The sequence below is a fragment of the Pontibacter sp. BAB1700 genome, from assembly GCF_000277005.1.
GTDB lineage: Bacteria > Bacteroidota > Bacteroidia > Cytophagales > Hymenobacteraceae > Pontibacter > Pontibacter lucknowensis.
On sequence record NZ_AKIS01000042.1, the window covers coordinates 17,254 to 39,806 of the forward strand.

Annotated in this window: 23 protein-coding genes, 1 tRNA gene and 6 pseudogenes; all 30 read right to left on the minus strand. The window is 43.8% G+C overall.

Annotation, left to right across the window (positions count from 1 at the left end; genetic code table 11):
* Positions 1-14: 14 nt before the first annotated feature.
* Positions 15-413: a 30S ribosomal protein S8 gene (gene rpsH / locus O71_RS05775; RefSeq protein WP_007654282.1), complete on the minus strand. Its 399-nt coding sequence runs from the start codon at positions 411-413 to the stop codon at positions 15-17.
* 89 nt (positions 414-502) lie between these two features.
* Positions 503-772, minus strand: a complete 270-nt coding sequence (rpsN, locus tag O71_RS05780) for a 30S ribosomal protein S14 (RefSeq protein WP_007654283.1) — start codon at positions 770-772, stop codon at positions 503-505.
* A gap of 5 nt (positions 773-777) precedes the next feature.
* Positions 778-1,332 carry a 50S ribosomal protein L5 gene (rplE, locus tag O71_RS05785; protein WP_007654284.1) on the minus strand — a complete coding sequence of 185 codons (555 nt, stop codon included), beginning with the start codon at positions 1,330-1,332 and terminating at the stop codon, positions 778-780.
* A 1-nt stretch (position 1,333) separates the two neighbouring features.
* On the minus strand, positions 1,334-1,657 hold the full coding sequence (gene rplX / locus O71_RS05790) for a 50S ribosomal protein L24 (RefSeq protein ID WP_007654285.1): 324 nt from the start codon (positions 1,655-1,657) through the stop codon (positions 1,334-1,336).
* A gap of 20 nt (positions 1,658-1,677) precedes the next feature.
* Positions 1,678-2,045: pseudogene (gene rplN, locus O71_RS05795) on the minus strand (50S ribosomal protein L14).
* Position 2,046: 1 nt separating this feature from the next.
* Positions 2,047-2,304, minus strand: coding sequence for a 30S ribosomal protein S17 (rpsQ, locus tag O71_RS05800; RefSeq protein ID WP_007654288.1), 258 nt, complete (start codon positions 2,302-2,304; stop codon positions 2,047-2,049).
* A 15-nt stretch (positions 2,305-2,319) separates the two neighbouring features.
* Positions 2,320-2,520, minus strand: a complete 201-nt coding sequence (rpmC, locus tag O71_RS05805) for a 50S ribosomal protein L29 (protein WP_007654289.1) — start codon at positions 2,518-2,520, stop codon at positions 2,320-2,322.
* Between the two features lie 3 nt (positions 2,521-2,523).
* Positions 2,524-2,946: a 50S ribosomal protein L16 gene (gene rplP / locus O71_RS05810; protein WP_007654290.1), complete on the minus strand. Its 423-nt coding sequence runs from the start codon at positions 2,944-2,946 to the stop codon at positions 2,524-2,526.
* Positions 2,947-2,976: 30 nt separating this feature from the next.
* The gene (rpsC, locus tag O71_RS05815; protein WP_007654291.1) at positions 2,977-3,729 is read right to left on the minus strand and encodes a 30S ribosomal protein S3; all 753 of its coding nucleotides are present in this window, start codon (positions 3,727-3,729) and stop codon (positions 2,977-2,979) included.
* Positions 3,730-3,733: 4 nt separating this feature from the next.
* Positions 3,734-4,129: a 50S ribosomal protein L22 gene (gene rplV, locus O71_RS05820; RefSeq protein ID WP_040573772.1), complete on the minus strand. Its 396-nt coding sequence runs from the start codon at positions 4,127-4,129 to the stop codon at positions 3,734-3,736.
* A 1-nt stretch (position 4,130) separates the two neighbouring features.
* A pseudogene (gene rpsS, locus O71_RS22530) lies at positions 4,131-4,410 on the minus strand (30S ribosomal protein S19).
* Positions 4,411-4,413: 3 nt separating this feature from the next.
* Positions 4,414-5,238 (minus strand): 50S ribosomal protein L2, encoded by an 825-nt coding sequence (gene rplB, locus O71_RS05825; protein ID WP_007654299.1) that lies wholly within the window; start codon positions 5,236-5,238, stop codon positions 4,414-4,416.
* A gap of 10 nt (positions 5,239-5,248) precedes the next feature.
* Entirely contained in the window at positions 5,249-5,536 is a 288-nt protein-coding gene (gene rplW / locus O71_RS05830) for a 50S ribosomal protein L23 (RefSeq protein WP_040573765.1), read from the minus strand.
* A gap of 1 nt (position 5,537) precedes the next feature.
* Positions 5,538-6,166, minus strand: a pseudogene (gene rplD, locus O71_RS05835) (50S ribosomal protein L4).
* 2 nt (positions 6,167-6,168) lie between these two features.
* On the minus strand, positions 6,169-6,786 hold the full coding sequence (gene rplC, locus O71_RS05840; RefSeq protein ID WP_007654310.1) for a 50S ribosomal protein L3: 618 nt from the start codon (positions 6,784-6,786) through the stop codon (positions 6,169-6,171).
* 174 nt (positions 6,787-6,960) lie between these two features.
* The gene (gene rpsJ, locus O71_RS05845) at positions 6,961-7,266 is read right to left on the minus strand and encodes a 30S ribosomal protein S10 (RefSeq protein WP_007654312.1); all 306 of its coding nucleotides are present in this window, start codon (positions 7,264-7,266) and stop codon (positions 6,961-6,963) included.
* 12 nt (positions 7,267-7,278) lie between these two features.
* The gene (fusA, locus tag O71_RS05850) at positions 7,279-9,381 is read right to left on the minus strand and encodes an elongation factor G (RefSeq protein ID WP_007654314.1); all 2,103 of its coding nucleotides are present in this window, start codon (positions 9,379-9,381) and stop codon (positions 7,279-7,281) included.
* A 3-nt stretch (positions 9,382-9,384) separates the two neighbouring features.
* The gene (rpsG, locus tag O71_RS05855; protein WP_007654316.1) at positions 9,385-9,852 is read right to left on the minus strand and encodes a 30S ribosomal protein S7; all 468 of its coding nucleotides are present in this window, start codon (positions 9,850-9,852) and stop codon (positions 9,385-9,387) included.
* A gap of 19 nt (positions 9,853-9,871) precedes the next feature.
* Positions 9,872-10,288, minus strand: coding sequence for a 30S ribosomal protein S12 (gene rpsL / locus O71_RS05860; protein ID WP_007654317.1), 417 nt, complete (start codon positions 10,286-10,288; stop codon positions 9,872-9,874).
* A gap of 74 nt (positions 10,289-10,362) precedes the next feature.
* On the minus strand, positions 10,363-10,710 hold the full coding sequence (locus O71_RS05865) for a DUF3467 domain-containing protein (RefSeq protein WP_007654318.1): 348 nt from the start codon (positions 10,708-10,710) through the stop codon (positions 10,363-10,365).
* A gap of 6 nt (positions 10,711-10,716) precedes the next feature.
* Positions 10,717-15,041: pseudogene (gene rpoC / locus O71_RS05870) on the minus strand (DNA-directed RNA polymerase subunit beta').
* Positions 15,042-15,143: 102 nt separating this feature from the next.
* Positions 15,144-19,014, minus strand: a pseudogene (gene rpoB / locus O71_RS05875) (DNA-directed RNA polymerase subunit beta).
* Positions 19,015-19,171: 157 nt separating this feature from the next.
* Positions 19,172-19,552 carry a 50S ribosomal protein L7/L12 gene (gene rplL / locus O71_RS05880; RefSeq protein WP_007654319.1) on the minus strand — a complete coding sequence of 127 codons (381 nt, stop codon included), beginning with the start codon at positions 19,550-19,552 and terminating at the stop codon, positions 19,172-19,174.
* Between the two features lie 42 nt (positions 19,553-19,594).
* The gene (gene rplJ, locus O71_RS05885) at positions 19,595-20,119 is read right to left on the minus strand and encodes a 50S ribosomal protein L10 (RefSeq protein ID WP_007654320.1); all 525 of its coding nucleotides are present in this window, start codon (positions 20,117-20,119) and stop codon (positions 19,595-19,597) included.
* A 4-nt stretch (positions 20,120-20,123) separates the two neighbouring features.
* Entirely contained in the window at positions 20,124-20,816 is a 693-nt protein-coding gene (rplA, locus tag O71_RS05890; RefSeq protein ID WP_007654321.1) for a 50S ribosomal protein L1, read from the minus strand.
* A 16-nt stretch (positions 20,817-20,832) separates the two neighbouring features.
* On the minus strand, positions 20,833-21,276 hold the full coding sequence (gene rplK, locus O71_RS05895; RefSeq protein ID WP_007654322.1) for a 50S ribosomal protein L11: 444 nt from the start codon (positions 21,274-21,276) through the stop codon (positions 20,833-20,835).
* Between the two features lie 12 nt (positions 21,277-21,288).
* Complete coding sequence (gene nusG, locus O71_RS05900) at positions 21,289-21,846, minus strand: transcription termination/antitermination protein NusG (protein ID WP_007654323.1); 558 nt, start codon at positions 21,844-21,846, stop codon at positions 21,289-21,291.
* A 9-nt stretch (positions 21,847-21,855) separates the two neighbouring features.
* The gene (secE, locus tag O71_RS05905; protein ID WP_007654324.1) at positions 21,856-22,047 is read right to left on the minus strand and encodes a preprotein translocase subunit SecE; all 192 of its coding nucleotides are present in this window, start codon (positions 22,045-22,047) and stop codon (positions 21,856-21,858) included.
* A 28-nt stretch (positions 22,048-22,075) separates the two neighbouring features.
* Positions 22,076-22,148, minus strand: a tRNA-Trp gene (locus tag O71_RS05910).
* Between the two features lie 108 nt (positions 22,149-22,256).
* A pseudogene (tuf, locus tag O71_RS05915) lies at positions 22,257-22,553 on the minus strand (elongation factor Tu); the annotation flags it as partial.

A 22,553-nucleotide genomic window follows, 5' to 3' on the forward strand; every position in this document is an offset into this window, starting at 1 on the left:
TGTCTATCCTCCTATTAGTAAACGTAACACAATACCTCACCACCTACATTCAGTGACTTGGCTTCTTTTTCAGTCATTACACCTTTGGAAGTTGACAGAATAGCAATACCCAACCCGTTCAGAACGCGTGGCAAGCTGTCATTTCCGGTATACTTACGAAGCCCTGGCTTACTTACCCTCTCAAGTTTCACAATAGCAGATTGCTTAGTGGTAGGGTTGTATTTCAGAGCGATCTTAATAGTACCTTGTACAGAGGAATCATCAAACTTATAGCTTTGAATGTATCCTTTTTCGTACAATACTTTTGTAATCTCTTTCTTGATATTGCTAGATGGTATTTCAACTACTCTGTGGTTTGCCTTGATGGCATTACGCACTCTAGTTAAATAATCTGCTATTGGATCTGAGTTCATTATGAATCACTTAAATCTTGAACGCTTTTTCTAAGCGAGCGGCAAAGATAAGAATATCTTTTCTTCTTTCTTAATATGTTAAGAAAAAATTACCAGCTCGATTTTGTTACACCAGGAATTTTACCCATAACAGCCAGTTCTCTGAACACTACACGTGAGATACCGAATTTTCTCATGTAACCACGTGGTCTTCCAGACAGCTTGCAACGGTTATGTAACCTTACTGGAGATGAATTCTTAGGAAGCTTATCAAGTCCTTCGTAATCTCCTTTAGCTTTAAGTTCAGCACGCTTCGCAGCGTACTTTGCCACTAACTTCTGTCTTTTAAGCTCTCTCGCTTTTACTGCTTCTTTAGCCATTTTTCTTATTTCTTAATATTAGTGAAAGGCATACCAAACGCTTTAAGCAACTCGTAGCTCTCCTCATCTGTTTGAGCAGTCGTTACGAAGGTAATATCCATACCACTAATGGCTTTGATTTTATCTATGCTGATTTCAGGGAAGATGATCTGCTCTTTTACACCAAGTGTATAGTTGCCACGACCATCAAAACCTTTATCACTAACACCTCTGAAGTCACGTACGCGTGGAAGCGCGATTGTTAGAAGACGGTCCATGAACTCGTACATACGCTCGCCTCTTAGTGTCACACGTGCACCAATTGGCATGCCTTCGCGAAGCTTGAAGTTAGAAACTGATTTCTTAGCGATAGTAGCTACAGCCTTCTGACCAGAGATGGTCGTCAGTTCCTCTACTCCGATGTCAACAAGTTTCTTGTCAGCTACTGCAGCACCGATACCTTTGTTAATAGAGATCTTAGTGATCTTCGGCACCTGCATTACGTTCTTATACTGGAACTTTTCTTTCAGGGCAGGTATAACCTCCTTCTGATATTTTTCTTTAAATCTTGCAGTTGCCATATTAGATTACTTCTCCTGATTTTTTAGAATAACGCTCTGTTTTACCTTCGCTGTTTTTTCTTCTGCCAGCTTTAGTAGTTTCACCTGACTTAGGATCTACTAAAGCTACGTTGCTGGCATGAATAGGAGCTTCCATTTTAGAGATACCACCTTGAGGGTTCTTGGCGCTAGGCTTTGCATGCTTCGTCACCATATTAATTCCCTCAACTGTAACTCTTTGCTTCTCGATATTAACAGCTGTAATGCGGCCTGTCTTTCCGCGGTCGTCACCGGCAATCACTTTTACTGTATCGCCAGTTTTTACATGAAGTTTTTTCTTATTCATCTTGATGTCTGAATTAATGATTAAAGAACTTCAGGTGCCAACGAAACAATTTTCATGAATTGCTTTTCACGAAGCTCACGCGCAACTGGTCCGAAAATACGCGTACCACGTGGCTCGTTGTTAGCATTCAGAAGAACAGCGGCATTGTCGTCGAAACGGATATAAGAACCGTCTTTTCTTCTGATCTCTTTCTTTGTTCTTACAATAACTGCCTTAGAAACAGTTCCCTTTTTAACGTTGCCAGAAGAAAGGCTGATTTTACAGTTACTACGATTCTATCCCCGATAGAAGCGTACTTCTTGCCTGTACCACCTAGAACACGGATACAAAGAACTTCTTTGGCTCCACTGTTATCGGCTACGTTCAATCTAGATTCCTGCTGTATCATTTTATTTCGCCCTTTCTATAATTTCTACTAAACGCCAGTTCTTGTTTTTGCTTAGAGGACGTGTCTCCTGAATGCGTACGGTATCACCGATGTTGCACTCGTTCTTCTCGTCATGAGCCATGAATTTGGTGGACTTGCTAACGAACTTACCGTAGATTGGGTGCTTCATTCTGCTTTCCACTAACACAGTGATAGACTTGTCCATCTTGTTGCTAACAACCTTACCACTTCTTTCTTTTCTAAGATTTCTCTCTTCCATGATTTCTATTAAGTATTAAGAGTTAGCTTCAATTTCACGGCGACGAATTTCTGTATTCAGACGAGCAATTGCTTTTTTCGTCTCACGGATTTTCATCGGATTTTCCAACGGAGAGATAGCATGTGCAAAACGCAGGTTCTGCATGGTTGTTTGCTCCGTATTAAGCTTCTCTTTCAGCTCTTCTAAAGACAAAGCTTTAATCTCTGAATTTTTCATATACTATTTCTCAACGTAATCTCTACGTACTACAAACTTTGTTTTAACTGGCAGCTTCTGGGCAGCTAATCTAAGTGACTCTTTTGCCACTTCCATAGGAACGCCATCTGATTCAAACATGATGGTACCTGGCTTAACCACGGCTACCCAATACTCAGGAGAACCTTTACCCTTACCCATACGAACCTCTGCAGGCTTTTTCGTAACCGGCTTGTCAGGGAAAATACGAATCCATACCTGGCCTTCACGTTTCATTGCTCTTGTCATGGCGATACGAGCAGCTTCAATCTGGCGGCTTGTAATCCATGAAGCCTCCAGTGATTTGATCGCAAAAGAACCAAATGAAATAGTACTGCCTCTATGAGCCAGACCTTTCACGCGGCCTTTTTGCATTTTTCTATATTTAGTCCTTTTCGGCTGTAACATTTTCTAAAACTTAATAATGTTATCAATCAATTATTGGCGACGCTTACGCTTAGGAGCTCCGTCAGTTTTCTTGCGATCACCACGGCCTCTTCTATCGCCACCCTGTGCACCTGCTCCACCTTTGGTATCCATGTCTGCATTAGGAGTAAGGTCTTTTTTACCGTAAACCTCTCCTTTGAAGATCCATACTTTGATACCTAGCTTACCATATACAGTCTGAGCTTCAGACAATGCATAATCGATATCAGCACGAAGTGTGTGCAGAGGAGTTCTGCCTTCTTTGTAGTGCTCAGTTCTTGCCATTTCAGCACCGCCTAGACGACCTGAAACCTGAACTTTGATACCTTCAGCACCAACACGCAGCGCAGAAGCAATCGCTTGCTTCATCGCACGACGGAAAGAGATACGGGCCTGCAGCTGCTGAGCGATAGACTCACCTACCAGCTTTGCATCAAGCTCAGGACGCTTAATTTCAAAAATGTTTATCTGAACATCTTTGTTAGTAAGTTTCTTAAGCTCTTCCTTGATCTTATCTACTTCCTGTCCGCCTTTACCGATTACTACACCAGGTCTGGCAGTGTTGATAGTGATAGTGATGCGCTTTAGGGTTCTTTCAATGATAATTTTAGAAATACCACCTTTAGGAATACGCGCTAAAATATACTTTCTGATTTTCTCGTCTTCAACCAGTTTCTCAGCGAAATCTTTGCCACCATACCAGTTAGAATCCCAACCTTTGATAACTCCTAGGCGAAAACCGATCGGATTTACTTTCTGTCCCATGTTCTTACTTATTGGCTTTTTTAGATTTCTTTGATTGCTGTTGCTCAAGTTGCTCTTCAGTCATGCTGTCTATTACAAGAGTCACATGATTAGATCTTTTTCTGATTCTGTAACCACGGCCCTGTGGTGCAGGACGCAGACGCTTCAGCATTTTACCTTCATCTACAAAGATCTCTTTGATATAAAGATTAGCATCTTCTATGCGAGCATCTTCATTCTTCTGCTGCCAGTTAGAAAGAGCTGATAAAAGGAGCTTTTCAATTCTTGCAGCACCTGAGTTTGCTTCGAATTTCAATAATCCAAGGGCTTTGTTTACGCTCTTGCCGCGTACCAGACCTGCTACTAATCGCATTTTGCGAGGAGAAGTAGGTACGTTTTTAAGTCTTGCTACTGCTTCCATTTTATCGCTTGCCTTTATCTTTTTTAGCAATATGACCTCTAAAGTTTCTGGTTGGGGCAAACTCTCCAAGTTTGTGACCTACCATGTTCTCAGTCACATAAACAGGAATGAATTTATTTCCGTTATGAACTGCGAATGTGTGACCTACGAAATCCGGAGAAATCATGGATCTGCGTGACCAAGTCTTGATAACAGTCTTCTTACCAGACTCGTTCATCACGTCTACTTTCTTCTCGAGCCTATAGTCAATATAAGGCCCTTTTTTTTAATGATCTAGCCATTTACTATTTCTTTCCTCTATTAACTATAAGTTTCTCAGAATGCTTTTTCTTGCTGCGTGTCTTAAGACCTTTAGCCAGCAAGCCTTTGCGTGAACGTGGGTGACCGCCAGATGACTTGCCTTCACCACCACCCATAGGGTGATCGACAGGGTTCATGGCAACACCACGTACTCTTGGACGCTTACCTAACCATCTGTTACGACCGGCTTTACCAATCTTAACATTCATATGATCAGAGTTAGAAACTGTTCCTACAGTTGCGTAGCAATTTACAAGCACCATACGAAGTTCACCAGATGGCAACTTGATAGTTGCATAGCGACCTTCTCTTGCAACCAGCTGTGCATAAGAACCTGCACTTCTGGCAAGTGTTGCACCTTGGCCAGGCTGCAATTCGATGTTGTGAATGATTGTACCTAGAGGAATGTCAGATAAAGGAAGGCAGTTACCTACTTCTGGTGCATTACCTGGTCCTGAAACTATCTCAGTTCCCACCTGGATTCCAGATGGTGCAATGATATAGCTTTTCTCACCGTCTGCATAATAAAGCAGTGCAATACGAGCAGTTCTGTTCGGATCGTACTCGATTGTTTTAACCGTAGCAGGCACACCGTGCTTTGTACGCTTAAAGTCAATCACTCTGTACTTCTGCTTATGACCACCGCCCATATAGCGCATAGTCATTTTACCTGAGTTGTTGCGTCCACCAGATTTTTTACTCGGTGCCAACAAAGATTTCTCTGGAGTAGCCGTCGTGATCTCATCGAACGCTGGCGCTACACGGAATCTTTGACCTGGTGTTGTTGGTCTTAACTTCTTTAAAGCCATTGTTATTTAATTAAATGCTGCTGTAAAAGTCGATTACTTCACCCTCTTTCAGGGTAACGATTGCTTTTTTCTTAGAAGATGTACGGCCAGTTACAGCGCCAGACTTAGTATACTTGCTCTTTACTTTGCCTTGCGTCTTCATGGTAGCTACCTTTTCTACAGTAACTCCGTAAAGCTTCTCAACTGCCTTTTTGATTTCTACTTTGTTGGCTTTGATGTTCACCTCGAAAGCATACTTTCCAACCTCGTTCATGGCAGCGAATTTTTCCGTCAGAAGCGGTTTTTTCAGGATCATAATATTATGCGCTTAGGAGGTTTTCAATAATGTTAACTGAATCTTCAACCAGCAGTACACGGTCTGTATTCAACAGGTCGTATGTATTCAAATCGCTAGCTGTAGAAATCTTCACTTTATTCAGGTTGCGGCCGGAAAGAACAACATTCTTATCAACTGCAGGTATTACTAGTAATGTTTTACCTTCTACCTTCAGGTTGCTAAGCATTGCTTTTGAATTCTTTCGTTTTTCGGAGCTTCAAATGTAAAAGACTCAACCAAAGAAACTTTATTGTCTTTAACTAACAATGAAAGAGCAGAAGCACGAGCTACTTCCTTAAGCTTTTTGTTAAGCTTAAAGCTGTAGTTTCTTGGTCTTGGTCCAAATACTCTACCACCACCTACAAAAAGAGGAGCTTTCAAGCTACCTGCACGAGCTCCACCAGTACCTTTTTGCTTTTTGATCTTCTTAGTAGATCCAGCTACTTCGTTTCTTTCTTTGGACTTGTGCGTACCTTGTCTCTGATTAGCCAGGTACTGCTTCACGTCAAGATACATTGCATGCTCGTTCGGTGTAGCACCAAACACAGCATCAGAAAGTGTTACCTTTCTACCTGTATCCTCACCTTTAATATTCAATACAGAAAGCTCCATTTTTATTTCTCAATTAACACGTAAGAATTCTTGGCACCTGGAACAGAGCCACTAACTACTAACAGATTTTTGTCTGCGATTACACGAACCACTGTTAAGTTCTGTATCTTAACACGGTTACCGCCCATACGACCGGCCATACGCATACCTTTGAATACTCTTGATGGCCAAGAGCACGCACCAATTGAACCAGGGTGTCTTGCTCTGTTGTGCTGACCGTGTGTCTGGCCACCTACACCGGCAAAGTTGTGACGCTTTACAACGCCTTGAAAACCTTTACCTTTTGATGTACCCACTACGTCAACATACTCTCCTTCTTCGAAGAGATTCACATCTACTGTATCACCAAGATTCAGAGATATTCCTTCTACATCGAATTCAGCAACTTTTTTCTTGGCTGTCGTATTAGCTTTTTTGTAATGTCCAGCTTCTGCTTTCGTTACTCTTTTAAGCTTTTTGTCGCCGTAGCCAAGCTGCACCGCTGCGTAGCCATCAGTTTCAACCGTCTTCACTTGAGTAACTACACATGGTCCTGCTTGAATAAGCGTAACTGGCGTGTATTTACCATCTGTAGTGAAGAGGCTTGTCATTCCGATTTTTTTACCGATAATTCCAGGCATTCAACTTGTTTTTTAAAAGATGGATATAATGATTTTATCCCACAGCTCTCGCTAAGGGAGTGCAAAGTTAATAAAATTTAAAATGCTTTAGCAACTTTTGTCTAAAATATTATTAATCAGCGCATAAAAAAAGAGAACCCGAAGGTTCTCTTTTTAATATTCGATCTGTTCTTATCAAACTTTGATCTCAACATCCACACCGCTAGGAAGTTCTAACTTCATCAGTGCGTCTACTGTTTTAGAGCTTGTAGAGTAGATATCAACCAGACGCTTGTAAGTGCAAAGCTGAAACTGCTCTCTGGATTTCTTGTTCACGTGTGGTGAACGAAGAACTGTAAATTTATCCTTCTCTGTAGGCAGAGGAATAGGACCGCTTACGATAGCTCCAGTAGCCTTTACAGCTTTTACAATCTTCTCAGAAGATTTATCTACCAGGTTATGGTCGTAAGACTTAAGCTTAATTCTAATTTTCTGATTCATTATCTTTTACTACTATTTAGCTGCAGTTCCTTTTAATTTAGCAATGATGCCATCGGCCAGGTTTTGTGGTACTTGCTCGTAATGAGAAAAAGTAAGAGAAGCCGTTGCTCTACCTGAAGTAATGGTACGAAGGTCAGTTACGTAACCAAACAGTTCTGAAAGCGGAACGTCTGCCTTCACTACTGTAGATGTTCCTTTCGTATCCATACCTTTCATGATACCTCTTCTTCTGTTCAAGTCACCAGTTACAGGACCTGTGTACTCATCCGGAGTCACTACATCTACAGCCATGATTGGCTCAAGTAGTTTCGGAGCACACTGCTTACCTGCTTCTTTGAAGCCCTGACGTGCAGCCAGTTCAAAAGAAAGTGAGTCAGAGTCAACGTCGTGGAATGAACCGTGGAACAAACGAACTTTCATAGAGTCGATTGGGAAGCCAGCCAGAATACCATTCTTCATTGCTTCTTCGAACCCTTTCTGAATTGCCGGGATGAATTCTCTTGGAATCACACCACCCACAATTGCATTTTCGAACTCCAGTCCTTGCTTGCCATCTTCACGTGGTCCCATTGTGAACACGATGTCAGCAAACTTACCACGACCACCTGACTGCTTCTTGAACACTTCTCTGTGCTCAACTGCTTTCGTGATAGTTTCTTTGTAAGCTACCTGTGGAGCACCCTGGTTCAGTTCAACCTTGAATTCACGCTTCATACGGTCGATGATGATCTCCAGGTGAAGCTCACCCATACCTCTAAGGATAGTCTGACCTGTTTCCTCGTCAGTGTTTACCTGGAGGGTTGGGTCTTCCTCAACAAGTTTGGCGATTGCCATACCCATTTTATCGGAGTCAGCCTGCGTCTTAGGCTCAATTGCGTAACCAATTACTGGCTCAGGGAACTCCATCGATTCCAGAACGATTTTAGCGCTCTGATCGCAAAGTGTATCACCTGTTTTGATGTCTTTAAAGCCTACTACTGCAGCAATATCACCAGCTTGCAGTTTGTCAATCTGGATTTGCTTATTGGCATGCATCTGGAAAATACGCGAGATACGCTCTTTGTTTCCAGATCTTGAGTTATACACATACGATCCTGAGTCAAGTACTCCTGAGTATGCACGTACAAAGCAAAGACGACCTACATAAGGGTCTGTAGCAATTTTAAATGCAAGGCCTGCGAATGGATCAGTCTCTGACGGCTTTCTTGCTACTTCTGCACCTGTGTCAGGGTTTGTACCAATAATGCTTTCTTTGTCAACTGGTGATGGAAGCAATGCCATTACATAGTCAAGCATTGTTTGTACACCTTTATTCTTGAAAGAAGAACCGCACAGCATTGGCACGATTGCCATGTCAATAGTTGCAGCACGAAGAGCATTAAGAATTTCTGCTTCTGTGATTGAATTAGGATCTTCGAAGTATTTCTCCATCAAAGTCTCATCATATTCAGCTACAGCTTCCAAAAGTTTCTCTCTGTATTCCTCTGCTTCTTCTATCATATCATCTGGAATAGGAACTTCAGTAAAGGTCATACCTTTATCGCTCTCATTCCATACAATACCTCTGAAGTTAACTAGGTCAACTACACCCTTGAAGTTGTCTTCAGAACCGATTGGCAACTGAAGTGCAACAGCGTTGCTACCAAGCATTTCTTTTACCTGACGGCATACGTTCAGGAAGTCAGCGCCGGAGCGGTCCATTTTATTAACGAAACCGATACGAGCTACTTTATAGTTGTCAGCAAGTCTCCAGTTTGTCTCAGACTGAGGTTCAACCCCATCAACTGCACTGAAAAGGAATACCAGACCATCCAGTACACGCAGTGAACGGTTTACCTCAACTGTAAAGTCTACGTGACCTGGAGTATCGATAATGTTGATATGGTAGTCGTTACCTCTGTATGGCCAGTTTACAGTAACAGCTGCGGAAGTAATTGTGATACCACGCTCTTGCTCCTGCTCCATCCAGTCAGTGGTAGCACCACCTTCGTGAACCTCACCTAATTTGTGAGATTTACCTGTATAGTAAAGTATACGCTCTGTTGTTGTTGTTTTACCAGCGTCAATGTGAGCGGCAATACCAATATTACGTGTGTATTTTAAGTCCCTTGCCATTAATTAAAATCTAAAGTGTGAGAATGCTTTGTTTGCCTCGGCCATTCTGTGCGTGTCGTCTTTCTTCTTAACGGCAGCACCTTCACCTTTTGCAGCTGCGATGATCTCACCAGCTAATTTGTCTTTCATTGTCTTCTCACCTCTCTTACGAGCGTAAGAAATCATCCACTTGATACCAAGAGATACTCTGCGATCCGGACGAACCTCAGTCGGCACTTGGAAAGTAGCACCACCTACGCGGCGGCTTTTTACCTCTACGCTTGGCATCACATTGTTCAATGCTTTCTTCCAAGTCTCAAGGCCGTTCTCTTTCGTTCTTTGCTCTACTAATTCTACAGCATCATAGAAGATACCATAAGCAATACTTTTCTTACCATCTTCCATCAGATAGTTTACGAAACGTGTTACTAAGGTCTCTTTGAATTTTGGATCAGGAAGGAGAACTCTACTTTTAGGCTTTGCTTTTCTCATTGTAATATAATTCTATCAATTATTTTTTCTTACCACCTTTACCTGCAGCAGCGGCTGGCTGGCCTGGCTTAGGTCTCTTAGCACCGTACTTCGAGCGTGACTGCAAACGGCCGTTAACTCCGGCTGTATCCAGTGCACCGCGTACGATGTGATAACGAACACCTGGAAGGTCTTTCACTCTACCACCTCTGATAAGCACAATAGAGTGCTCCTGAAGGTTGTGACCTTCACCTGGGATATAAGCGTTCACTTCTTTACCGTTCGTAAGTCTAACCCTAGCTACTTTACGCATAGCTGAGTTTGGCTTCTTAGGAGTGGTTGTATACACTCTTGTACATACACCACGGCGTTGTGGGCATGAATCTAGGGCTGGAGACTTCGACTTTGAAGTTAACTTCTCTCTTCCCTTTCTTACTAATTGCTGTATAGTAGGCATTTATAATTTGTTAATTATAGATATTTTTCACTCTAAAATTTGGTCTGCAAAGGTAGGAAAACCATTTTGCAAATTCAAAATTTTAATTCATTAATTATTAGCACCTTAGCTTCGCCTACTGTTCCTCCAAAGTTCATTGGGAAAGATGGTGCTTCATTTGCCGGTTTAATTTCCCCAAAGCTGCTTTCGAACTTTTGAATGTTATCAGCCAGAGCCGCCAATAATCTTTTGGCATGCTCTGGCGTGATAACTATTCTTGATTTCACTTTTGCTTTAGGCAATCCTGGCATCAGTCTTATAAAATCAATCACAAACTCGCCACTTGAATGGGCTATCATTGCCAGGTTGGCATATTCCCCCTCTGCTATCTCTTCAGATAACTCAATGTTTATTTGATTTTGATTTTTCAGTTCCTCTGCCATACCTGCTTATCTATTGTTCTGTAGTTCCTGCTGCTTGGCGCGGCTTCCAACTCCAGACTTCTTTGATTCTACCAATGAATCGTATTCTTCCTGGCTTCCAACAATTAAGTTTTGGTAATCGCGCAGACCTGTACCAGCCGGGATCAGGTGACCTACGATCACGTTTTCCTTAAGACCTAACAGTTCATCGGCTTTACCTTTGATCGCTGCTTCGCTCAGTACTTTCGTAGTTTCCTGGAACGACGCTGCTGAAATAAAGCTTTGTGTACCCAATGAAGCTTGTGTAATACCTTGCAAGGTTGGACGCGAAACTGCTGGAGATGCATCACGTACAGTCACCAGTTTCAAGTCACGACGTTTCAAACTAGAGTTTTCGTCACGCAGTCTTCTAGCTGTCACGATCTGGCCTGGCTTCAGGTTAGTTGAGTCACCTGCTTCCTCTACCACTTTCATGTCGATAATGCGGTCGTTTTCTTCCATGAAGTTGATCTTGTCAACCACCTGGTGTTCCAAGAAGCTTGTATCACCTGCGTCGATGATCACAACTTTTTGCATCATCTGGCGAACTACTACCTCAATGTGCTTATCGTTGATCTTCACACCCTGCAGGCGGTATACTTCCTGAATCTCATTTACCAGGTACTCTTGTACTGCACCCGGCCCTTGAATATTCAGAATGTCTGTTGGTGTAATAGCTCCATCTGACAGTGGCATACCTGCACGAACAAAGTCATTGTCCTGTACCAGGATGTGCTTAGAAAGCGGCACCATGTACTTCTTCTTCACTCCGTCTTTCGACTCAATGAAGATTTCGCGGTTACCTCGCTTCACGCTACCATATGTTACCACACCATCAATCTCAGATACAACCGCCGGGTTAGAAGGGTTACGCGCCTCGAATAGTTCAGTCACTCGTGGAAGACCACCTGTAATATCGCGTGTTTTACCAATTGCACGCGGGATTTTCACCAGGATCTGACCAGCTTTAATTTTCTCGCCGTTCTCAACTGTCAAGTGAGCTCCTACTGGAATGTTATAGCCTTTCGACTCTCCACTCTTCGGATTCACAATGATAGCCGGGTTCTGGGTTTTATCTTTCGTATCGATAATCACCTTCTCACGGTATCCTGTCTGTTCGTCCGATTCCTCTCGGTAAGTTATACCTTCGATGATTGACTCGTAAGCAATCTCACCGTCAAACTCAGAAAGGATTACTGCGTTATATGGATCCCACATACACAGTTGGTCACCTTTTTCTACAAGCTGCCCATCATTCACGGTGATGAATGAACCGTAAGGCACGTGGTTGCTGATTAACAGTTTACCAGTTGCCGGATCAACGATCTTAACCTCTCCTGAACGACCCATTACTACTTTCACTGGCTCACCTTCATTGTTGATGGTTTCGATCGTACGAACATCTTCAAATTCGATTTTACCAGCGAACTTCGCACGGATCATAGCATCTACTGCAATGTTTGATGCTGTACCACCTACGTGGAATGTACGAAGTGTCAACTGTGTACCAGGCTCACCGATTGACTGTGCGGCGATTACACCAACAGCCTCACCTTTCTGCACCATAAAGCCTGTTGCCAGGTTACGGCCGTAGCACTTAGCACAGATACCGCGCTTGGATTCGCAAGTCAGTACAGAACGAATCTCTACTGTCTCGATCGCAGTGTTCTCTATAGCACGTGCTACTTCCTCTGTTACTTCTGAGCCTGACTCTACAATCAGTTCGTTTGTAATCGGATCATAGACATCGTGTACAGTTACACGGCCCAGGATACGCTCAGAAAGCGACTCCACAATATCTTCGTTATCCTTCAGTGCACTCACTTCCAGACCTCTCAGTGTACCGCAGTCTTCTTCGTTCACAATAACGTCCTGTGACACGTCTACCAGACGACGTGTCAGGTAACCAGCATCCGCAGTTTTAAGGGCCGTATCAGCAAGACCTTTACGGGCACCGTGTGTAGAGATGAAGTACTCGATTACATCCAGACCTTCCTTAAAGTTAGAAAGGATCGGGTTCTCGATAATCTCACCTACTGAGCCTTGCAATGATTTCTGAGGTTTCGCCATCAGACCACGCATACCACCCAGCTGACGAATCTGCTCTCTCGAACCACGAGCACCTGAGTGCATCATCATGAAGATCGAGTTGAAGCCCTGGTCGTCATTCTCCAGACGGCGCATCAACGTTTCAGTAATCTGGTTGTTGATACGAGTCCAGATATCAATTACCTGGTTGTAACGCTCGTTGTCAGTGATCAGACCCATGGAGTAGTTCTGCCATACAGCGTCTACATCTTTCTTGGCCTGTGCTACCAGGATATCTTTCTCTGCTGGAATCTGGATATCGCCCAGACCCATTGAAAGCCCTCCTTTGTAAGCAGACTGGAAACCTAGTGTCTTGATATCATCCAGGAAGTGGGCTGTACGAGCCATACCTGTTTCCTTGAACACGCGAGAGATGATCTGCTGAAGTTTTTTCTTCGTTAACAGCTCGTCGATGTATCCAACTTCTTCCGGAACAAACTGGTTGAAGATCACGCGACCGGCAACTGTCTCGATCAGTTTTGTCTCGAGTTCGCCTTTCTCGTTCTTAACCTTGGTTCTTACTTTAATATAAGCCTGCTTAGACAGACGACCTTCGTTGATGGCAATAATTACTTCCTCCGCAGAGTAGAAGCTCATGCCTTCACCAGGTATATGTTCGTTCTCTGTGCTACGCTTTCCTTTTGATACATAGTACAAACCAAGTACCATGTCCTGAGAAGGTACCGCAATTGGCGCACCGTTAGCAGGGTTCAGGATGTTATGCGAAGCAAGCATCAGCATTGAAGCTTCCAAAACAGCAGCAGGTCCAAGTGGAACGTGCACGGCCATCTGGTCACCGTCAAAGTCGGCGTTAAATGCCGTACATACCAATGGGTGAAGCTGTATCGCCTTTCCTTCAATCAGTTTCGGCTGGAATGCCTGTATACCTAATCTGTGGAGCGTAGGAGCACGGTTTAGAAGTACTGGGTGGCCTTTCAGCACGTTCTCCAGGATATCCCAAACAACAGGTCCTTGCGGTCTACAATTTTTTTAGCTGACTTTACAGTCTTTACGATGCCTCTTTCGATCAGCTTGCGGATAATGAACGGTTTGAAGAGCTCAGCTGCCATGTTCTTAGGCAGACCGCACTCATGCAGTTTCAGTTCAGGACCTACCACGATTACTGAACGGCCTGAGTAGTCAACACGCTTACCAAGCAAGTTTTGACGGAAACGTCCCTGCTTACCTTTCAGCATGTCAGAAAGCGACTTCAGCGCACGGTTACCCTCGGCACGAACAGCGTTCACTTTACGTGAGTTGTCGAACAGGGAGTCAACCGCTTCCTGCAACATACGTTTTTCGTTACGTAGGATTACCTCTGGGGCCTTGATCTCGATCAAACGCTTCAGACGGTTGTTACGGATAATCACACGACGGTATAGGTCGTTCAAGTCCGAAGTTGCAAAACGACCACCGTCCAATGGAACAAGCGGACGAAGCTCTGGTGGAATAACAGGAACCATGCGGATGATCATCCACTCTGGTCGGTTTTCGATTCTTGTTGTAGCATCACGGAATGCTTCCACTACACGAAGACGCTTCAAGGCCTCAGCCTTACGCTGCTGCGACGTCTCATGAGCGGCAGCGTGACGAAGCTCGTAGGACAAGTCGTCCAGGTTCGTACGCTCCAACAGCATCTGCAATGCTTCAGCACCCATCTTCGCGATGAACTTGTTTGGATCGTTGTTATCCAACATTTGGTTCTCGCGTGGGAGCTTGTCAATCATATCCAGGTACTCGTCTTCGGTCAGGAAGTCCAGTGTGTTCACACCGTCTTCTGCCAAAATACCTGGCTGGATTACTACATATCTTTCATAGTAGATGATCTGGTCAAGCTTCTTGGTAGGTAAGCCTAACAGATAACCGATTTTGTTCGGAAGAGATTTGAAGTACCAGATGTGCGCTACAGGAACTACCAGTTCGATGTGGCCCATGCGCTCACGGCGCACTTTCTTCTCAGTAACCTCCACACCGCAACGGTCGCAGATGATACCTTTATATCTGATTCTCTTATATTTTCCGCAGTGGCATTCCCAGTCCTTTACAGGTCCGAATATTCTTTCGCAGAATAGACCACCCATCTCAGGCTTATAGGTTCTATAGTTGATTGTCTCAGGCTTTGTAACCTCGCCATTTGATCTTTCCAGAATCGACTCTGGAGAGGCCAGGCTTATCGTTACTTTGGAGAAGTCCTGAGTTAGCTTTTTGTTTTTTGCAAATGCCATATTATTACAATAATGTCGATACAATGAATATGCCTTACAGCGAATCTGTATAAAGTGCGCTAAGCGCCCTGACTTTTGCCAGGACGCTTAGCTTATACTTTACTATTCTAAGGTGATCTCGAGTGCCAGACCTCTTAACTCGTGAATCAATACATTGAATGATTCAGGGATATTTGGCTTCGGCAACACATCGCCTTTCACGATTGCTTCATAAGCTTTCGCACGGCCGATCACATCGTCAGATTTCACTGTAAGTATTTCCTGCAGTACGTTCGAAGCACCGAATGCCTCGAGAGCCCACACCTCCATCTCACCGAAACGCTGCCCACCGAACTGAGCTTTACCGCCCAATGGCTGCTGCGTAATAAGTGAGTATGGTCCGATAGAACGTGCGTGCATCTTATCGTCAACCAAGTGGCCCAGTTTAAGCATGTAAATCACACCTACTGTTACCGGCTGATCGAAACGATCACCTGACAGACCATCGTACAGGTATGTACGGCCGAAGCTAGGCAATCCAGCTTCTCTTAATTCAGACTGTACCTGCTCTTCTGTAGCACCGTCGAAGATCGGAGTAGCATAAGTTCTACCCAACTTCTTGCCGGCCCATCCAAGCACGGTTTCATAAATCTGACCGATGTTCATCCTTGAAGGTACACCCAATGGGTTTAGCACGATATCCATTGGTTCACCTGTTTCCAGGAACGGCATATCTTCCTCACGCACAATACGGGCAACCACACCTTTGTTACCGTGACGACCAGCCATCTTGTCACCCACTTTCAGCTTACGCTTCTTCGCAATGTATACCTTGGCTAACTGCACGATACCTGCTGGCAACTCATCTCCTACCTCCAGTGTGAATCGCTCACGCTTGAAGTGCGCAGAAGTGATGTTGCGGCGCTTGTTATAGTTCTTCACAAGCTCCACCAGCATGCTGTTGGTCTTCTCGTCGGCAGTCCAGTTCTCCAGAATCAGATCCTTAAACATGTTCACCTCTTCCGGAACCGCATAGTTACTTTCGTCCTTATATGGGTTCTTTTCTGGGAACAATGCTTCAATGATGTTCTTGCGAGAGAACTTAACTCCTTTCGTCAGGATTTCATCGCCGAACTTGTGCTTGATACCCTGCGATGTCTTGCCTTCCAGCAGAGCCACCAGTTTATCAACCATCACATTCTTAATGGCGTTCAGATCCTTCGAGTATTTAACTTTAAGCTCTTCAACCTCTTTCTTAGACTTAGCCCGCAGGTTTTTGTCTTTCTTAGGTCTTGAGAAAAGTTTTGTCTCAATTACTACACCGTTCAGTGATGGCGGCGCCTTAAGCGATGCATCCTTCACATCACCGGCTTTGTCACCAAAGATGGCACGTAGAAGTTTTTCTTCCGGTGTCGGGTCAGTCTCACCTTTTGGTGTAATCTTACCGATCAGGATATCACCTTCACGAACCTCAGCACCGATACGGATAATACCGTTCTCGTCCAGGTTCTTCACGGCTTCCTCGCTCACGTTCGGAATCTCAGAAGTAAGTTCTTCTTCACCACGCTTGGTCTCACGAACTTCAAGCTCGAATTCCTCGATGTGGATAGAAGTGAAGATATCATCTCTTACTACTTTTTCAGAGATAACAATAGCATCCTCGAAATTGTAACCTTGCCAAGGCATGAACGCCACTTGCATGTTACGACCGATTGCGAGTTCACCATTATTAGTAGCATAACCCTCGCACAGCGGCTGACCTTTGGTTACACGCTGTCCAGTGTAAACAATCGGCGTTAAATTGATACAGGTATCCTGGTTCGTTCTTCTGAACTTAATCAGGTTGTATGTTACATACTCTGCATCAAAGGCAACCAACTTCTCTTCTTCTGTCAGATCGTATTTTACAACAATCTTATTAGCGTCTACGAAGTCAATTACACCATCACCTTCAGCGATTACCAGTGCTCTTGAGTCAATAGCCGCTCTTCTTTCCAGACCAGTACCTACGATTGGTGCTTCTGCTTTCAAAAGTGGAACCGCCTGGCGTTGCATGTTTGAACCCATCAGGCACGGTTGGCGTCATCGTGCTCCAGGAATGGAATCAATGATGCCGCTACCGATACAATTTGGTTCGGCGCAACGTCCATATAGGTATAGGTCTTAGGTTCTTCCACAGGGAAGTCACCTTCGAATCTACCTTTTACTCTATCATTGATGAAGTTACCACTGTCATCGATAATGGCATTAGCCTGCGCGATGTGGTGAGTATCTTCCTCTTCTGCTGTCAGGTATTCAACCGATCCATCCATCTCTACTATACCTTCGTTTACCTTGCGGTAAGGCGTCTCGATAAAGCCATGTGGTTTACTCGAGCATGCACGCATAGTGATGAAATCAGACCAATGTTCGGACCTTCCGGAGTTTCAATTGTACACAGACGACCGTAGTGCGTGTAGTGAACGTCACGTACTTCGAAACCTGCACGCTCTCTGGATAGACCACCTGGTCCCAATGCAGATACACGACGCTTGTGCGTCACTTCTGCCAGTGGGTTAGTCTGGTCCATAAACTGAGATAGCTGGTTAGTTCCGAAGAACGAGTTGATCACAGAAGACAGCGTACGCGCGTTGATCAAATCAACAGGCTTGAAGTCCTCGTTGTCACGCACGTTCATACGCTCTTTGATTGTTCTTGCCATACGGGCAAGACCAACGCCAAACTGCGCATATAGCTGCTCGCCTACCGTTCTTACACGGCGGTTGCTCAAGTGGTCTATATCATCTACTACAGCCTTGGAGTTGATCAGACCGATCAGATACTTTACAATAAGAACGATGTCCTCATTTGTAAGCACTTTTGCGTCCCAGTTTGTATCCAGACCGAGCTTCTTATTGATTCTGTAGCGGCCAACTTCACCAAGATCGTAACGCTTGTCAGAGAAGAACAGCTTCTGGATAATGTCACGCGCAGTTTCTTCGTCTGGCGCCTCTGTATTACGAAGCTGACGATAAATCTGCTCTACTGCTTCTTTCTCAGAGTTTGAATTATCCTTCTGAAGCGTATTGTAGATAATGGCATAGTCCGCAATGTTCACGTTTTCACGGTGAAGAATGATAGACTTGGTACCAGAATCCAGAATAACGTCGATATCGTCTTGCGTAATTTCTGAATCACGCTCGAGAAGTACTTCGTTACGATCAATTGATACTACTTCACCTGTATCCTCATCCACAAAGTCTTCTGTCCATGTGCGTAACACACGTGCAGCCAACTTTCTGCCGATCGCATTCTTCAGATTTGTCTTTGTTGCAGGCAACTCTTCAGAAAGACCGAACAGGTCAAGGATATCTTTATCTGTACCATAACCAATAGCACGCAAGAGCGTTGTTACCGGAAATTTCTTCTTACGGTCAATGTAGGCATACATGACGTTGTTTACGTCTGTTGCAAACTCAACCCAAGATCCTTTGAAAGGAATAATTCTGGCAGAATAAAGTTTTGTACCGTTTGTGTGCTTGCTTTGAGCAAAGAACACACCCGGAGATCTGTGAAGTTGAGATACAATAACACGTTCAGCACCGTTGATAACAAATGAGCCTTTCTCGGTCATGTATGGGATATTACCCAAGAACACTTCCTGCTCGATTGTCTCAAAGTCTTCATTGTCCTCATCGTTACAGATGAGACGAAGCTTGGCCTTTAGCGGAACCGAATAAGTTAGACCACGGTCAATACACTCATCTACTGAGTATTTTGGCGGGTCGATATGGTAGTCGATAAACTCTAGTACAAAGTTTTCTCGTGAATCGGAAATCGGAAAGTTCTCAGCGAACACCTTGAACAAACCTTCCTGTGCTCTATTTTCAGCAGGAGTCTCCAGCTGGAAGAAGTCCTGGAATGACTGTAGCTGAACATCTAAGAAGTCAGGATAGTCAATTACCGGATTTATAGAGGCAAAATTGATTCGCTCTGTCGTTTTATTCTTAGCCAAAGCCTTGGAATTTTAACGTTTACAATATGATTCCAGCACACAGCCATTCGTATAGCCATGGGCAAAAAAAGGATTCAAATTTGAATCCGTATACAAACAGGAAAAGACCTGACTAAACTGCCAGGTCTACCTGTTCTCGGTATGTTGGTAAGTGAGATTATTTAACCTCTACTTCAGCGCCAGCTTCTTCCAAAGACTTCTTCAGTGATTCAGCTTCGTTCTTATCCACACCTTCTTTCAAAGGCTTAGGAGCGCCGTCTACCAGTTCTTTAGCTTCTTTCAGGCCAAGACCAGTCAATTCTTTTACAAGCTTAACAACTGCAAGCTTAGATGCACCAGCTGACTTAAGGATTACGTCAAAAGAAGTTTTCTCTTCTGCAGCAGCTCCTCCTTCAGCAGCACCACCACCAGCCATCATAACTGGAGCAGCAGCAGCTGGCTCGATACCATACTCATCCTTAAGAATTGTAGCTAGTTCATTAACCTCTTTCACAGTTAAGTTTACTAACTGCTCAGCGAATGCTTTCAAATCTGCCATTTTATTGAAATTAAAAGTTACTTATTGATTACGTTTTTAAAATTATTCTTTTTCAGATAGGGTTTTCAGGATACCGGCTAGTTTGCCGCCGCTGCTCTGAAGAGCAGAAACAACATTCTTAGCTGGAGACTGAAGCAAGCCGATGATATCACCGATAAGCTCATGCTTAGACTTGATGCTGGCAAGTGTATCCAGTTGGTTTTCGCCAATGTAGATACCGCCATCAATATAGGCACCCTTCAATAATGGAAGTGCGTTACCTTTCTTTCTGAAGTCTTTCAGAAGCTTACCAGGAGCATTGCCTGATTCAGTAGAAAACAAGATACCAGATGATCCTTTCAGGATAGCTTCCAGATTAGTGGTGTCTGCCTCTAAGGTATCTAATGCTTTCTTAATGAAAGTGTTTTTGTAAACTTTGTACTCCAACCCTCTTTCGAAGGCTAATCTCCTGAACTGGTTGATGCTCGCTACAGTCATAGTAGATGCATCTGTGATATAGAAATAGTTAGTGTTCGCTAACTTCTCGCTCAGGTCTTTAACAATTATCTCTTTTTCTTCCCTGGTCATGTTCTTAGATAGTTGCGTTCTTGTCAACGATTACGGCCGGGCTCATTGTGCTAGACAATGTTATGCTCTTAATGTAAGTACCCTTTGCTGAAGATGGCTTCAGGCGGTTCAGTGTAGCTATCACTTCTGCAGCGTTAGCAGCTAACTGCTCTGGTGAGAAAGAAACTTTGCCTACACTTGTATGGATGATACCATACTTGTCAACTTTAAAGTCAATCTTACCTGCTTTAACTTCTTTTACTGCTTTAGCTACGTCTTGTGTAACTGTACCAGATTTAGGGTTTGGCATCAGGTTACGAGGACCTAAGATTCTACCTAAACGACCTACTTTAGCCATTACAGCTGGCATCGTGATGATCACGTCTACATCTGTCCAGCCTTTTTCAATCTTTTGGATATAGTCATCCAGACCTACGAAGTCAGCGCCTGCATCTTTGGCTTCCTGCTCTTTGTCAGGTGTTACCAATGCCAGTACTTTTACGTCTTTACCTGTGCCATGTGGAAGGGTAACAATACCACGAACCATCTGGTCGGCTTTGCGAGGGTCAACGCCTAAGCGTACATCAATATCAACAGAGGCATCAAACTTGGTAAAAGTGATATCTTTTACTACTGAAGCCGCATCTGTTAAAGAATACTCTTTTGTCAGGTCAGCCTTTTCTAAGGCTGCTTTCCTGTTCTTTGAAATCTTCGCCATTATCCTTTAACTCTAATTATTCGTTCCACGGAGCGTTTCCAGACACTGTAATACCCATGCTTCTAGCTGTACCAGCTACCATTTTCATGGCGGCTTCCAGTTTGAAAGCATTTAAGTCAGGCATTTTCAGCTCTGCAATCTCTCTTACCTGATCCCATGTAACTGAACCTACTTTGTTACGGTTTGGCTCTTTAGAACCACCCTTAATCTTAGCAGCATCCATTAACAATACCGGAGCAGGAGGCGTCTTAATAACGAAGTCGAAGGACTTATCTGCGTATATTGTAATCAACACTGGTAACACTTGTCCTGGCTTATCCTGGGTTCTAGCATTGAACTGCTTACAGAACTCCATGATGTTAAGACCTTTAGAACCAAGTGCAGGTCCAATCGGTGGCGATGGGTTCGCGGCACCTCCCTTTACCTGAAGTTTCAGGTAACCTTTTATTTCCTTTGCCATTATTTGTATTTACTACGATTCTTTTTCTACCTGCATGTAATTCAGCTCAACTGGTGTGTTACGGCCGAATATCTTTACCATAACGTTAAGCTTCTTACGTTCTTCGAACACTTCCTCCACAGTACCTGAGAATCCACTGAAAGGACCGTCCATCACTTTCACCATTTCTCCAACTAAGAATGGAGTATCCAATACTTCTGCCTGTTCTTCAGCTTCATCAACAGTACCTAGGATTCTGTTTACTTCAGACTGCCTAAGCGGAACCGGCTTTTTATTCTGACCGCCTTCGTTTGACCCAAGGAAGCCGATAACGCCTGGTGTGCTGATGATAATGTGTTCAGCTTCTCCATGTGAAAGATCAGCTTGTACCAGTACATATCCCGGAAAGAAATTTCTCTCTCTGATCTTCTTCTTTCCACCACGCATCTCATACACCTTCTCGGCTGGTATGAGAACCTGAGGAACGTACTCTCCAAGATTCTGTCTTACTACTTCGTTCTCCAGATACGCCTTTGCCTTTTTCTCCTGTCCGCTTACAGCGCGAACCACATACCATTTTAAATCAGCCATAGACTCAAATTAAAATTGGTTGTAAAACCAAGACAGCGACGAATCAAAAACGAAATCCATAGCTCCAACTACCAGAGCAAATATTAAAGACCCGATCAACACCAATACAGAGCTATTCTGCAGGTCAGAATATGCAGGCCATGAAACTTTGTTTTTCATTTCCTCCACTGTCTCGTCTATGTAGCCTTTTACTTTGCTCATCGCCTTCGCTTTAATAGGATTTAAATTGCACGGGTGGAGAGACTCGAACTCCCAGCCAATGGTTTTGGAGACCACTACTCTACCAATTGAGCTACACCCGTAAAAAAATGCACACCAATTTTAATTGGAGTGCAAATTTATTTAAAAGAATATTAAAAACAAACCCGTTTCCGAAAAAGATTCCAGAAACGGGTCAGTTTTATATATTATTAGTCAAGGATTTCAGTTACCTGACCGGCACCTACTGTTCTACCACCCTCACGGATAGCGAAACGCAGACCTTTCTCCATTGCTACTGCGTTGATCAGGTTCACCTCGATAGTGATGTTATCACCAGGCATAACCATTTCTACGCCTTCTGGCAGCATGATCTCACCAGTAACGTCTGTCGTTCTGAAGTAGAACTGTGGACGGTACTTGTTGAAGAACGGCGTGTGACGTCCACCTTCTTCTTTAGAAAGAACGTAAACCTCAGCCTTGAACTTCGTGTGAGGCTTCACAGAACC